The following is a 13,285-nucleotide window of genomic DNA, read 5'->3' as shown; positions in this document are numbered from 1 at the left end:
TTCCTTCCTAAAAGTTAGGCCGCAAGGCCAGTAACTTACCTAGTTAAGCGGCTTGCGCTCCGGCCGTTCCCCAACGAATGCTTCCAGTCGTGGCGACAGGGAGCTCCCTCATTTTCAACTCAATCATCTCGAACAGACTAGCGAAGCCGTACAGGCAATCTGACGGCCACATCGCCACCAACTGCGCCCGCAGATCCCCGGTGCGGTTGGACTTACCTTACAACATTGTAATGAGGTTTTTCGAAACGGGCTCGGTAGGAGCGTGTCGTAATTCAGTGTCTGCTAACAGGCTGATGAGCCATATCGGCCAGTAACCAAACGACGAAATACAACTATCGAACCCTGGAGAACGTAAATGACAAACTCAATGTTCGCATCCTGTATCCAAGCTTGTTCGAACTGTGCCCTAGTGTGCGAAATGTGCGCCTCTGCTTGCCTACGCGAGGATGATGTAAAAATGATGGCTCGCTGCATCGAGCTTGACCGCGACTGCGCGGACATTTGCAGGTTGGCTGCCACACTGATGAGCCGCGAAAGTGAATATGCTAAGAAGTTCTGCGCCCTTTGCGCCAAGATCTGCCGTGCATGCGGAGAGGAATGCGCGAAGCATGAAATGGATCATTGCCAAGAGTGTGCGAAGGCGTGCATGAACTGCGCTGAGGAATGTGAGCGTATGGCAGGATAACATCCGTAACTCACTGCTCTGGCACTACTAAATTGGGAGTGTCAGAGCCCCTCGAAGAATAAGAAAAGCCATGGTGCGCTTAATGTTCGCGCCTCCATGACATATCGAAAAAGTGCGTACGATACCCGCAACTGCCAAGAGCGAATCAATCCCTGTCCAGCAGCATTTCATTCCAAAGCGAAATACGATAGTTACGCGCTAGCAACTCTTACTTAGCCACCGATGATCGCCACCGTAACGGTCTATTCTCTTGCCACTGTCTCCCGATTGAGCGCTGAAAACTAATTGAGTGAATTAGCATGAAAGCTCCTGGCAAAAAGGCGGTCCAACAACAACCAAGCGGGCCATGCGACCTTATTTTGCTGGGAGAAAACGAAAATGGTTTTGCGAATATTCCCATCGCAGCGATTGGCTTTGCTGCTAGTACTGCTCGCCGTTCTGCAACTCAGTGGCTGCGCCGTTTCCCCGCGCCTGAAACCAAGCGACCAGCCAAGCGTTGCTCGCAAAACCTTTGTCATCACTGGTGCCTCCAGTGGCTTCGGCCGCGGCGTGGCGCTCAAGCTTGCCGCTCTGCAAGGCGACGTGGTGCTAGCGGCCCGCCGGACCGACGTGCTCGAAGAACTGGCCGCGCAGATACGCATGGCTGGAGGATCGGCACTGGTGGTGACCACCGACGTGAGCAACCCGAACGAGATGCAGGACTTGGCACGAGCCGCCATCGAGCGTTTCGGCAGGATCGACGTTTGGATTAACAACGCTGCGGTCGGAGCGCTGGGTCGTTTCGAGGACGTTCCCGTCGAGGACCATGCGCGGATCGTGGATGTCAATCTTAAGGGCATGATCTATGGCAGCCACGCAGCCATGCGCCAGTTCAGAGCTCAAGGCTTCGGCACGCTTGTCAACGTGGGCTCAGTCGAGAGCGAGATACCGCTGGCTTATCATGCCTCCTCCGCAGCGACCAAAGGTGGCGTCATAAATCTCGGCGCGGCAATCGCTGAGGAGATTCGCCTGAGCGGTAGCGAGACCATCAATGTCGCCACCGTCATGCCCTGGGCTGTGGACACACCGTTTCTGGGAATCAATTTGCCCTTTCTAGTTCATTGATCAGGGACTTCATTTCTGCGATTTCTCGGCGCTGAGCGTCGATGATTTCGTCAGCTAACTTGCGGACGCGAGGATCTGAAATCTGAGCTCGTTCACTTGTTAGGATTGCTATGGAATGGTGGGGGATCATGGCCTTCATGTAGTCCGTGTCGTCTACCGTCGCTTGCCCACGTACAAGCCATAGTGCAATGGTAAAAGCTACTGCACTTCCTGCCAATATCGCTAGGTTTACTGACTTACGCTTATACATGTTGAGCATGAATGCGAGCATGACTACTGCCATTACCGCGCCCATCACTAATGCCATCCAAGCGCGAGTCTCGCTCCAAAAAACATGCTCGAACGAGTAAGTATTTAAGTACATCACGCCATACATAATGATCGTAGACGTGGCTACCATCGCTGCAAAGCGCCAGTAAGACATTTGCATAGTTAGACCTCTTTAATGATTGCTGCTGGATCGGCGACTCAACGTGTTCGCGCAGCCCTGCTTAGAAGTGGCTTTCGAATGCTCTCCTAAAAACGGACAAGCCGAAGATGATGAGGTTTCGATTTTTTGAGAAGCTTACAAAAATGTAATCATCGACCGCTTTAAGACCGGCTTAAAGCGCTGCCAGCGCTGTACTACGCGTAATGTTCCCCTGAACTAATCAATCGCTAATAGCTTATAAGCAGACAATACCAACGTCGCGCTATGGACCACTGCGCGAAAGAGCGGGCCCACTAAGATGGCCTTCAAGCCTTGAGACCCGACTACTCGGCTTAGCAAGCCCAAAGAGTTATCGTGAGCAATAGAACACTCGGAGAGAACAATTCAGCACCCAGCATATGCCACGTTCTTGTCGAGTGTGACCGCAGGGTTAGTATTCGCACATTAGATGTGTGGCGGCTAAGACGGCTGGGTGTAGCTGGCTCCAAAACTGAGCGGCGAGGTTATTCTGTCCCAAGCCGCGCCTTTCGTGGCGCGCGGGACCTCACTCACTTTGAAACAACAGACCTTCGATTCGATCATGTTCTTCCGGTGTTGGCAGGGCAGATGAGTCAACATTGCCAATACTATTTGGCTGACCATTTTCTGGTGGGCCAACTTCAGGGTGGTAGGCGCCATCTGCGTCGAAAGCAACCCAGCCGTACAATTCTCGGATGACTTCGGAAGGATGGCCATCTTCCATTGCCACATACCAGTCCGCCAATCGGAAACGCTTACCGGCAAGCTTAGAAGTAGCCATTTCGGCTCGAACCAGCGCCAGATATAGCGGGTGCGGCAGTTCCTCTACGGCGCCGGTTTCGTCGAGCAAGAACATGAACGAGGCGTGCGACCGTTGCTCTGTAGAACCGGCTCGCTCCTCTTCCTCGCCTAAGGTAAAAACGGGAGCAAAACCGCCCCCCTCTGTTCTGAAGTTGGTCGTCTGGCCTTGGTAGACCCTGGCAGCGTTCCACTGCACCTCGCCAGCATAAGCGTAAGCGCGCAGATCAAACTTCATCGATCGTACCTGAGGGGCGGCGACGATTCTACGCTCGCCAGGAGCTACAAGGGACTGGGCCACGTAGTTTCCGCCAACGATTTCTTCCCAAACGCGCTTGGTGAGCTTGTCTCCTCGGTATGCACCGCGACTACCATACCCGCTGACAGGCTTGAAAAAGAGGCTACGGCGGTTTTGCCACAGGTGCTCTGCATTACCATGCCCGACAGGAACGGTAAGCGGGACGTATTGGGCCAATACGGTTCGGATTTGCTGATCAACGCCAATCTCTTCCAAAAAACGTGCGTTGGTTAGGTCAACCAACCTGCGTTTGTCGGCGTAAAGGGCATAGGCCTGAGGGTGTGGCGTTACCGTCACGACATCAGCCAAATAAGCGCTGCGCAGCGCGCTGCAATTGTCGCCTTCCAGATAGAAATCGGTGAGTCGGTTGTAGACGAGATCCACAGGCTTTCCGTCGACCAAGAGGGACTCGTTGTGAAAGGCCAGATCGGCTGGGTCTGCGATTAGGCAGTCGATTCCTGCTGACTCGAATAACCGCTGAAAAAGAAGGAACTCCGGATACAGGTATTGGGCTTGTGGGCTTTCATCCAAGATCACCACGCGCGTGAGCGGACGTGGCTCGCCGCTCGTAGACCATTCCTGGGCGAACATATCCAGAATCGAACGCTCGAAGCCGCCGGGTCCTTCCTGACCTGGCGAAAGCCCGACTACGCCGCTGCAACAACTACGCTGCGCGCGGGCGAGCAATACGTTTAGCATCGCTCCGCCCGCATTTGTGTTTATTTCGATGAGCCCAAGCTTGTCATCATCCAGATGGAAGTCGTAGCCAAAGAAGACGCCGCGCGCGCCCCGAGGATCGTGTCGGGCAATAGGAGGTGCAGAATCCAGAGCATGCTCACGCCAACCGGGCGAGCTCACGGTCTGCTCGATGGCCTGAATAACCTCATTAACCTGGCGCAGCCGCAAGGATGAAACAAAGACCGGTCGTGCTGCAAACACATGAGGGCAACGTGACTTCAATAGCTCCGACAGCTCTGAATTCCCAAGCTGTTCGGTCAATGAGTTTACGAGCGCAGCTTGATCTAGGCTTACGCAGAAGCACGCTTCGTTGAGCGCTGCGGCTGTCGTACCGCATTTTCTCGATGAGGACGCTTGCACGGGAACCTCCAGAACCAAACATACAGCTTCGAAAGTCTCGGCCTCTTTCGGTTCAGCCTGGCGTTTCTATGAGCGTAGGTCAGGGTCGTTGCTGGCACTCTGCCATTAACTAGACATAAGCTTTGGAAGCGTCATTGTGAAAGTCGTATGCCCCTCAGCTGATTCGCAAGCGATGCGCCCTTTGTGCGCTTCGACTATCGAACGAGTGATAGCCATGCCGAGGCCCGCATTCATGGTGGTTCCTTCGCGCCTTGCGGTGTCGACCCTATAGAATCGATCAAACACTCGGGCCTGAAGCTCGGCTGGAATCGTTGTGCCTCGGTTGGATATGGCTGTGCAAACCGAGCCACCGCTCTCGCTTATTTCAACGCTGATGGTGCTGCCTTCCTCTGCATATCGAACTGCGTTAGAGACTATGTTTGAGACGGCCCGTCTCAGCATCGATTTATCGCCATGTACCGATCCATCGCCTGAAAGCGCGATTTCTACCTTTTTGTCCTCGGCTGCAAGCTCGTAATATTCGATAACGCTCGCGGTAATCTCAGCCATGCTGGCATCTTCGGCATTGGGCGTAATCTTCCCGTTGTCCGCCTTGGCGAGGAATAGCATGTCATCGACCATCTTTGACATGCGCCTAAGTTCTTCGAGGGCGGAATACAAAATGTCTTTGTAGTCGGTATTCTCGCGGTCGCGCAAGAGCGCGACCTCCATTTGGGTAAGCATGCTGTTCAGCGGCGTTCTTAGCTCATGCGCGATATCCGCTGAGAAACCTGACAATCTGAGAAAAGAGTCGTCCAAGCGCGAAAGCATTTCGTTGAAGTTGTCTACGAGTTCATGCAGCTCGCCTGGCACCGACTCGGTTGGAATTCTGGTATCTAAGCAGTGGGCGGTTACTGTAGAAGAAGTCTTGGACAGTTCGTCTATTGGTTTTAAGCCTTTCCTGATCAGAACAACACCTAACGCGCCACTCAGAAGTGCACTAACGACAAGCGTATAAGCAAACCACTGCTGAATCATATCGAAGAAGTGGATTCGGTGCGTTACATCCAAAGCCAAATAGATAACAGTGTCCTGCCCTTCTACCCACCGATTTACTTTTCTGGTAATTCCGCTGTACTGGTGGCCACCGAAACTTACCGTCCAGCGTTCCTCTTGGATGTCTGTGACAAGAGGTAGCAAGCTCTCAGACAGATTGTGATGGGAGTAAACCGTCTTACCGTCTACTACAACCGCAGTCGCGAAGCCAAAGGAGTGCTCAATAACGGCATCGATCCTTGAAGCGGTCTCAGGCCCGAATGCTGAGCTGTTGAGTAGCGTACGCTCTACTGCAGCGGCCTTTTCATTAAGCACTTGTGCATCTTTGCGTTCGAAATGGAGCTGACAAAAATAATTAAAGCTGATTGCGGCCGCCAGCAGCACAACCGTAACCACGAGCATGAAAGCTATCGCCATTCTGCTCGTCAGTGACACTTTTCCCATCAGTACGGTCCTGGTTAGGCCATCAAGCACAAAAAAGCAGGTGGGGCACCCCCCACCTGCTTCGATCATTGTTACTCACACCCTCATATCCTATGCTGCGTCTGGATTTTCGCCATTTTGCGAGTGGTCGGCTTTGGCGGCCCCCATCATCTCACGACACTCTTTCATCATTCCACGCATGTCACCCATCATTTCCATATGCTTGTCGCCGCTCATCATGCCGGTTTCTGAATGGCTTTGGTCCGCTTTATCTGCCGCTGCGAAACTCAGTCCGCTCGCCAAGGTGATTGCGATTGCTGTAACGGTGATGGCCTTTCGCATGTTAAATCTCTAAGTTCAGTGGGTTATTCGCTTTTGCTTAACAAGGTGTTTTCGCCAACGTTGGGCTCCTTGGGCTTGTCGCACTTACCGCTAGACATATGCTTCATGCATACGACCATCATCAACAAGCAGGGCAAGAGAAAGAGCAGGCTTGGCAGCGTTGTTGCCAACGCCGCAGTGCTTTGGTTCAGTAGCATGTAGCCAACCACAGCTGCGGTTAACCCCGTTACGACCGGATTGCGCTGCAGTACGCTTTTAATCTTGGATATTATGCTGCTCATCTAACTATCCCTCGGATATTAAGCTTGGCAGATTAGCCATTGTTCACGCCAACTGGGGTGCTCAGGAACTCTACCGTATGGATCTTCCCGTCGGGGGTCTTGACCTTCATCTCATACGTCTGGACTTGGGCACTAGTTCTATAGTTTTGAATCATTCGAGTCGTGCCGGTCGCCCCTGCAGGTGCGATGCTCAGCACTTGACCCTCTTTGACAAGCTCCTTAAGGGTGGGCTTTGCTCCTGCCGAGTCATTTAAGCGATTCAGCGTACGTTCGCTTCCGCCTTCGGCCATTGCAAGCGAGGAAGCAACGGTCAGAATAAAAGGAACGATTACTTTGGTTATGCGGTTCATGGTTTGCACCTCTTGGTTAGTTGATGCCTGTAGATTAAAGGCTTGCTACTTACAAGAAGCTGTTGCCAAGGTTACAAAGCGGTAATCGCTTCATTCTCGTGTTGGTACGACCGCCGCGCCTGCGGCGGTCGCTTTCTGCTCTTTACTGCTTTTCGATGCGCGTAATGGTGGAATCCATACCTTTCGAGGAGAACTCGAATTCGACCTGGTCCCCTTCTTTCAGCGTTTGGAGCTGATCAGGCTTTGCTTTGAAGCCCATCGTCATCGACGGCCAGCCCAACGCTTCGACCGGGCCGTGGGCAATGGTGACGGTTCCGCTCTCGGTGTTTACTTTCTTGACCGTACCTGTGGCTGTAGCGGTCTGTCCCGCCGACTTCTGGTCCATTGGCATGTTCATGCCTTTGTGATCCATCGGCATGCCGTCCATTGGCTCCTTGTCGGCGGCATAGGCGACTGGCACCAGGAAGAATGAGGCAAGGGTGATGTGCTTAATGTTCATGGATGTTCTCCAGTGGGGTTGGTTGCTTGCTGGGTGGTAACTCGCAATTGCCGGCGGCGCATCAGCAGGTAAGCTGCCGGCAGAACGAACAGGGAGAGCAAAGGGGCGGTGATCATCCCGCCCACCATGGGCGCGGCGATGCGGCTCATGATTTCGCTGCCGGTTCCGCTACCCCAGAGGATGGGCAGCAGACCGGCGATAATCACTGCTACGGTCATGGCCTTGGGGCGCACCCGCTGCACAGCGCCTTCGCGGATTGCGTCGAGCAGTACGCCTTCGCCATGGGCTCCAGCGTTAACCCGATCTGTCCATGCGTTCTTCAAATACAGCAGCATAATGACGCCGAACTCAGCAGAAACGCCTGCCAGTGCGATGAAACCGATTCCTGTCGCTACGGATAGGTTGTACCCGAGCAAATAGAGGAACCAGACGCCACCGGTTAGGGCGAATGGCAGCGTGGCCATGATCAGCAACGCCTCCCCAAAGCGCCCAAACGTGAGGTAGAGCAAGACAAAAATGATGAGCAAGGTAGCCGGCACGACGAGCTTCAGCTTCGCGTTAGCTCGCTCCATGAATTCGAATTGGCCGGAATAGCTGATGCTCATGCCGGATTCGAGCTGGACCCCTTTGCTGATCTTTTCCCTCAGATCGCCCACCACAGCCGCCATGTCGCGGCCACGAACATCGACGTAAACCCAGCCCGACAGCCTTGCGTTTTCGCTTTTAAGCATGGGCGGTCCGTCTGTCACCTGTACTTTGGCCACGGTCCCCAACGTGATCTGGCTGCCTTGCGGCGTGTAGATCGGTAGGTTGCGCAGATCGGATATCGAGTCGCGCCACTCGCGGCCATAGCGGAGGTTGATCGGATACCTGGCGAGCCCTTCCACGGTTTCACCAATGGTTTGACCACCGATGGCACCGGCCACGATCGATTGCACGTCCGCGATATTCAGGCCGTAGCGTGCGGCGGCGACACGATCGATATCCACATCGATATACCTGCCGCCGGTCAGTCTCTCAGCAAGTGCCGAACTGACCCCAGGCACCGTTTTGGCGATTTTTTCCACTGCCTGGGTGGCTTTGTCGATCTGTGCCAAGTCAGTGCCATACACTTTCACCCCGATCGGGCTCTTGATACCCGTCGCCAGCATATCGATACGGTTTCGAATCGGCGGGATCCACAGATTGGCTAATCCAGGTACCTGTACGGTGCGATCCAACTCCTCAACCAGCTTGTCAGGCGTCATCCCAGGGCGCCATTGATCCTTCGGCTTGAACTGAATGGTCGTCTCGAACATTTCCAGCGGGGCGGGATCTGTAGCGGTGTCGGCTCGACCAGCCTTACCGAACACGTGTGCAACTTCTGGAACCGTTTTTATGAGCCGGTCCGTCTGCTGCAGTAGCTCAGAAGCCTTCTGAGCGGAGAGGCCTGGAAGCGCAGTGGGCATATAAAGGAGGTCACCTTCATCCAGCGGGGGCAAGAACTCCCCACCAAGGCGAGAGGCCGGCCACAAGCCTGTCAGGAAGACCAGAACAGCCACCAGCAGAGTCATCTTGGGCCAGCGCAGTACCGCGTCCAGGGCCGGCTTGTAGATCCAGATGAGGCCACGGTTGAGTGGATTACGGTGTTCGTCAGGGATTTTGCCCCTGATCCAATACCCCATGAGCACCGGAACCAGCGTGACAGACAGGCCCGCGGCGGCTGCCATTGCATAGGTTTTGGTGAACGCCAGTGGACCGAACAGCCGGCCTTCCTGCGCCTCCAGGGTGAACACTGGTATGAACGACAGCGTGATGATCAGCAGGCTGAAGAACAGTGCCGGCCCCACTTCAACAGCCGCGTCAGTAATGACCTTCCAGTGCTCCTGGCCCTTCAAGGTGGAGTCAGGATGCCGCTTGTGCCAGGCCTCAATGTGCTTGTGGGCGTTTTCGATCATGACGATTGCTGCATCGACCATCGCTCCGATGGCGATCGCGATGCCACCCAACGACATGATGTTGGCGTTGATGCCTTGCCGCTGCATGATCACAAAAGCAATCAGGATGCCGATCGGCAACGACACGATGGCGACCAACGACGAGCGCAGATGCCACAGAAAAATCGCGCAAACCAACGCAACGACAATGAACTCCTCGATGAGCTTGTGCGTGAGGTTTTCAACGGCACTGTCGATCAGCTTGCTACGGTCGTACGTCGTGACGATTTCGACGCCTTGGGGCAGGCTCGCTTTCAGCTCATCCAGTTTGGTCTGAACGGCAGCGATGGTTTCCCGAGCGTTCTTGCCGCTCCGCAGGATCACCACGCCGCCGACTACCTCACCTTCACCGTCAAGCTCGCTGATGCCCCGGCGCATTTCCGGGCCGAGCTGGATATGCGCAACGTCCCCTAGCGTCACAGGCACGCCGCCGTCGAGACGCAAAGGAATGGCTCGAAAGTCTTTGAGTGTCTTGAGATACCCGGTCGCACGGACCATGAACTCGGTTTCTGCGAGTTCCAGAACACTCCCGCCGGTTTCACGGTTGGCTTCATCGATCGCCTTTGCAATCTGCTGCTGCGTCACGCCCCTGCTTGCCATGCGCACGGGATCCAGTACGACCTGATACTGCTTGACCATCCCGCCTATGGGCGCGACTTCCGCCACGTTGGGCAGTGTCTTGAGCTCATAGCGCAGGAACCAATCTTGCAAAGAGCGCAGCTGCGAGAGGTCATGTTTGCCCGTTCGGTCTACCAAAGCATATTGGTAGATCCAGCCGACACCTGTGGCGTCAGGGCCCAAAGCGGGTTTGGCGGCGGCGGGAAGCCGACTCTGCACCTGACTCAGGTACTCCAGCACCCGAGAACGGGCCCAATAGAGGTCGGTGCCGTCCTCAAACAGGACGTACACGTAGCTATCCCCGAAGAAGGAGTAGCCGCGGACCGTCTTTGCGCCGGGGACAGACAGCATGGTCGTCGTCAGTGGGTAGGTGACCTGATTCTCAACGATCCGGGGCGCCTGCCCGGGGTATGGCGTGCGGATGATGACCTGAACGTCGGAAAGGTCTGGCAATGCATCAACAGCGGTGTTTTTGACCGACCAGACACCCCAAGCCACCGCGAACACAGTAGCCAGCAGGATCAGAAAGCGGTTGGCCACTGACCAGCGAATTATGGCTGCGATCATCGCTGGCCCCCCAGCTTCTCGATGTGCTCAATGACCAGGCCCTCTTCGCTTTCACGCGCGCCGACACGGACGTGATCGCCGGTCTGCAACTTTGTTAGGAGCGATTGATCTGCAACCGGAAAGGACATTGTCATCCCAGGCATGTTCAGCGTCTTGAACGGCCCATGCGACAGGCCAACCATGCCATCTTCCAGGCTGACGATCGTACCTTCAGCCTCGTGCAGCGCAGGTTCTGTAGAAGTTGCAGGCTCCTCCAAACCCTGAGCGGTCAGCCCGCGTAGGCTCGCCTCTGAATCCAGGAGAAACTGACCGGACGCCACGACCTTCTGACCGGCTTCCAGCCCTTCAAGCACCTCTGTCTGGTCATCGAATTCCCGGCCTGTGCGAACCTCAATCGGGCGGTAACGGCCTTGATCCTCGGCCAGCATCACCAATGCGCGCCGACCGGTGCGAATGACCGCCTCGGACGGGATGACCAAGACATCTTCGACGTTGCGACTCAACGTCACCTCGGCCGTCATGCCGGGACGAAGCCGTTGTTGCGGATTAGGCAGTTCAACCCGGACGCGCACAGTACGGCTATCCAAGTTGGCTTGTGGTAGTACGGCCTGGATCGTCCCTTCCAGAACTTCACCTGCAAAGGTCGGGAGGCGCGCGTTGACCAGCTGCCCAGGCGCCACATTTGCAACCTGCGCCTCAGGCACCGCAACCTCTAACCATACCTTTTCCAGCCCATTAACACGTGCCAGAGACGCACCAGTGGATACGGTCATGCCCTCGCGAACGTCGAGGCTGTTCAGCACGCCGCCTATTGGACTCCTCACTGTCCAAACAGGGCGCGCTTTACCAGTTCGTTCTAGCTGCACTATGACTTCTGGCGGCATGCCAGCAAGGCGCAACCGCTGGCGAGCCGCTGCGAGCAGCTGGGGTTCGCCAATCCCTTTGAGCGCCAGGTACTCTTCCTGTGCGGCAACCCATTCGGGAACCAGCAGATCGGCTAACGGCGCGCCTTTTTCGATGACATCCTCCGGTGCTCGGTCGTAAACGCGCTCGACAAAGCCACCGGCACGCGCCTGCACAACCGCCACGTCTCGCTCGTCGAACATCAATGCGCCTGTCGCTTCGAGCGACTGGCTGATCGATTCACGCGTTACGGTTGCAAAGCGCACGCCGAGATTCTGCGTCACGCTCGGGTCGATACTGATCGATGCCCCGTCGCTTCCCTCATCTGCATAGCGTGGAATCAATTCCATATCCATGAATGGCGACTTGCCCGGCTTATCGAACTTTTGCTGGGGGACCATAGGGTCATACCAATAGAGCACTTCCTTGTCTTCTTCTGCAGGCGATTGTCCGAAGGCTGCGGTAGGCAGACCGATTAGCGCTGCAGCGCTAATCATCAGAGGCAGACTGAAGGCGAGTACCAGCCGCTTGTGTTGGAATGTCATGGTCGGGTATCTCCAAAGGCGAAATGCAGGCGGGCATTGCTCAACGATCGATCGCGGGCGACGTCAATACGCCGTAGCCGGGTCTCCACAAGCTGTCGTCGCGCTTCGATCACAGCGGTCAGCTCACCGCTTCCGGAGCGGTAATCGGCCATGGCAAGGCGGACCTTCTCTTCAGCGAGGGGTAGTAAGGTTTTGTCGAGGCGGATGAGTGCGCGGTCCAGACGCTGATACTCAGCGAGGTCAGTACTCAGCTCTTGGTTGTACAGGCGCAAGGTCGCTTGGCGCTGAGCCTCGATCTGGGCAAGGCGAGCTCGTTCGGCCGCGATCTTCGGATCCTGCCGAGAGCTGGTAAACAGCGGCAGGTCGAAGCTGACGCTGAGGTTCACCATGTCGCCGTACTCACGGCCACGTCGCAGGTAGTCGATCCCCCAACTCCAATCCGGTGTTTTCTCTGCGATGGCCTGGTGAACCTTTGCCTCCGCTTCACGAGTCATCGGGTCGAAGGCGAGTAACGCCGGGTGCCGGTTCAGGTTGTGCTGATAGTTATCAACGGCGGCAAGCCATTGCGGCCAGTCACCTGTAAGCGGCTGGCCTGCTAGCTCGCCTATCCAGCGCCGGAGGCCGGCCCGCGCAACAGCCTGGTTACGCAGCAGCTCATCCTCTTGTTCAGCCAGCAATGCTGCCTCTTGCCTCGGAAGTACGCTGTCTGCGGTTTGTCCGCTGCCGCCAGCAATGCGGGCCTGAACAGCCCGCGAAAGGAGCTGATTCTCGCTGTAAAGCTGCTTGAAAAGGCTTAGCTTCTGCTCGACCGCGAAGCTAGCGATCCATGCCTCGGCGGTTGCTTGGCGCACACCGAGACGTTCAACCGTTTGCTGGGCGTTTGCGAGCGCAACACTAGCCTGCGCGGCCTCGACACGAGCGCGCCTTTTCGCTCGGTTTGGCACATCTTGCATGACCCCAACCATTTGCATGGTCATGGCCTCTTGCTCCAACTGCCAGCGAGCGTCACCTTCGATGGGCACGCTTTGCAGTCCAAGCTTAAGTTTAGGGTCAGGAAGCTCGCCGGCAGGGATTGCAGCGCTGCGTGCGGCCACCAGGTTGGCGGCTTGCGCATGCAGCGAAGGCGCGTCTTGCTCGGCCACGCTCAGAGCTTGTTCTAAGGTCAAAGCGGACGCTAACCCTGGAAACGAGAGCGCGCCCATGATCAAGGCGGCCACGTACGGCGGCGCCCAATAAATACGGGGTTTCATTTGCGAAGGATTCCTGATCTTTCATGCGAGCCAAAGGCGCGCAGTAGCCGGCCCGAATGCTCACT

12 protein-coding genes are annotated in these 13,285 nt (G+C 55.9%); 2 read left to right on the top strand and 10 right to left on the bottom strand.

Features of this window, described 5'->3' with window-relative positions:
- Positions 1–355: 355 nt before the first annotated feature.
- Positions 356–685, top strand: coding sequence for a four-helix bundle copper-binding protein (locus F753_RS0124780; protein WP_015275568.1), 330 nt, complete (start codon positions 356–358; stop codon positions 683–685).
- Between the two features lie 378 nt (positions 686–1,063).
- Positions 1,064–1,789: an SDR family NAD(P)-dependent oxidoreductase gene (locus F753_RS32280; RefSeq protein ID WP_003292641.1), complete on the top strand. Its 726-nt coding sequence runs from the start codon at positions 1,064–1,066 to the stop codon at positions 1,787–1,789.
- On the opposite strand, the gene F753_RS32275 is transcribed toward F753_RS32280, so the two are convergent.
- The 10 genes from F753_RS32275 to F753_RS32230 form a co-directional block, all read right to left on the bottom strand.
- Positions 1,764–2,219 carry a DUF305 domain-containing protein gene (locus F753_RS32275; protein WP_003292642.1) on the bottom strand — a complete coding sequence of 152 codons (456 nt, stop codon included), beginning with the start codon at positions 2,217–2,219 and terminating at the stop codon, positions 1,764–1,766. The two genes, F753_RS32280 and F753_RS32275, sit on opposite strands and share 26 nt — an antisense overlap.
- A 544-nt stretch (positions 2,220–2,763) precedes the next feature.
- Entirely contained in the window at positions 2,764–4,431 is a 1,668-nt protein-coding gene (locus F753_RS32270; protein WP_031297418.1) for a hypothetical protein, read from the bottom strand.
- Positions 4,432–4,536: 105 nt separating this feature from the next.
- Positions 4,537–5,910 carry a heavy metal sensor histidine kinase gene (locus F753_RS32265; protein WP_003292645.1) on the bottom strand — a complete coding sequence of 458 codons (1,374 nt, stop codon included), beginning with the start codon at positions 5,908–5,910 and terminating at the stop codon, positions 4,537–4,539.
- 90 nt (positions 5,911–6,000) lie between these two features.
- Positions 6,001–6,231 carry a hypothetical protein gene (locus F753_RS32260; RefSeq protein ID WP_003292646.1) on the bottom strand — a complete coding sequence of 77 codons (231 nt, stop codon included), beginning with the start codon at positions 6,229–6,231 and terminating at the stop codon, positions 6,001–6,003.
- Positions 6,232–6,254: 23 nt separating this feature from the next.
- Complete coding sequence (locus tag F753_RS32255) at positions 6,255–6,512, bottom strand: DUF2933 domain-containing protein (protein ID WP_003292647.1); 258 nt, start codon at positions 6,510–6,512, stop codon at positions 6,255–6,257.
- Positions 6,513–6,544: 32 nt separating this feature from the next.
- Complete coding sequence (locus F753_RS32250; RefSeq protein WP_003292648.1) at positions 6,545–6,862, bottom strand: co-regulatory protein PtrA N-terminal domain-containing protein; 318 nt, start codon at positions 6,860–6,862, stop codon at positions 6,545–6,547.
- A gap of 142 nt (positions 6,863–7,004) precedes the next feature.
- Positions 7,005–7,361: a copper-binding protein gene (locus tag F753_RS32245; RefSeq protein ID WP_003292649.1), complete on the bottom strand. Its 357-nt coding sequence runs from the start codon at positions 7,359–7,361 to the stop codon at positions 7,005–7,007.
- Positions 7,358–10,522 (bottom strand): efflux RND transporter permease subunit, encoded by a 3,165-nt coding sequence (locus tag F753_RS32240; protein WP_003292650.1) that lies wholly within the window; start codon positions 10,520–10,522, stop codon positions 7,358–7,360. The genes F753_RS32245 and F753_RS32240 overlap by 4 nt, the downstream gene beginning before the upstream one ends.
- Positions 10,519–11,970, bottom strand: coding sequence for an efflux RND transporter periplasmic adaptor subunit (locus tag F753_RS32235; RefSeq protein ID WP_003292651.1), 1,452 nt, complete (start codon positions 11,968–11,970; stop codon positions 10,519–10,521). Before F753_RS32235 ends, F753_RS32240 begins: the two co-directional genes overlap by 4 nt.
- Entirely contained in the window at positions 11,967–13,220 is a 1,254-nt protein-coding gene (locus tag F753_RS32230) for a TolC family protein (protein ID WP_003292652.1), read from the bottom strand. The genes F753_RS32235 and F753_RS32230 overlap by 4 nt, the downstream gene beginning before the upstream one ends.
- Positions 13,221–13,285 lie beyond the last annotated feature (65 nt).

The organism is Stutzerimonas chloritidismutans AW-1, assembly GCF_000495915.1.
GTDB lineage: Bacteria > Pseudomonadota > Gammaproteobacteria > Pseudomonadales > Pseudomonadaceae > Stutzerimonas > Stutzerimonas chloritidismutans.
This window is presented reverse-complemented; position numbering and strand designations above follow the sequence as displayed.

Coding starts and splice junctions, on each gene's coding strand:
- F753_RS0124780 (WP_015275568.1), top strand. CDS start 356: ATGACAAACTCAATGTTCGCATCCTGTATCCAAGCTTGTTCGAACTGT.
- F753_RS32280 (WP_003292641.1), top strand. CDS start 1,064: ATGGTTTTGCGAATATTCCCATCGCAGCGATTGGCTTTGCTGCTAGTA.
- F753_RS32275 (WP_003292642.1), bottom strand. CDS start 2,219: ATGCAAATGTCTTACTGGCGCTTTGCAGCGATGGTAGCCACGTCTACG.
- F753_RS32265 (WP_003292645.1), bottom strand. CDS start 5,910: ATGGGAAAAGTGTCACTGACGAGCAGAATGGCGATAGCTTTCATGCTC.
- F753_RS32260 (WP_003292646.1), bottom strand. CDS start 6,231: ATGCGAAAGGCCATCACCGTTACAGCAATCGCAATCACCTTGGCGAGC.
- F753_RS32255 (WP_003292647.1), bottom strand. CDS start 6,512: ATGAGCAGCATAATATCCAAGATTAAAAGCGTACTGCAGCGCAATCCG.
- F753_RS32250 (WP_003292648.1), bottom strand. CDS start 6,862: ATGAACCGCATAACCAAAGTAATCGTTCCTTTTATTCTGACCGTTGCT.
- F753_RS32245 (WP_003292649.1), bottom strand. CDS start 7,361: ATGAACATTAAGCACATCACCCTTGCCTCATTCTTCCTGGTGCCAGTC.
- F753_RS32240 (WP_003292650.1), bottom strand. CDS start 10,522: ATGATCGCAGCCATAATTCGCTGGTCAGTGGCCAACCGCTTTCTGATC.
- F753_RS32235 (WP_003292651.1), bottom strand. CDS start 11,970: ATGACATTCCAACACAAGCGGCTGGTACTCGCCTTCAGTCTGCCTCTG.
- F753_RS32230 (WP_003292652.1), bottom strand. CDS start 13,220: ATGAAACCCCGTATTTATTGGGCGCCGCCGTACGTGGCCGCCTTGATC.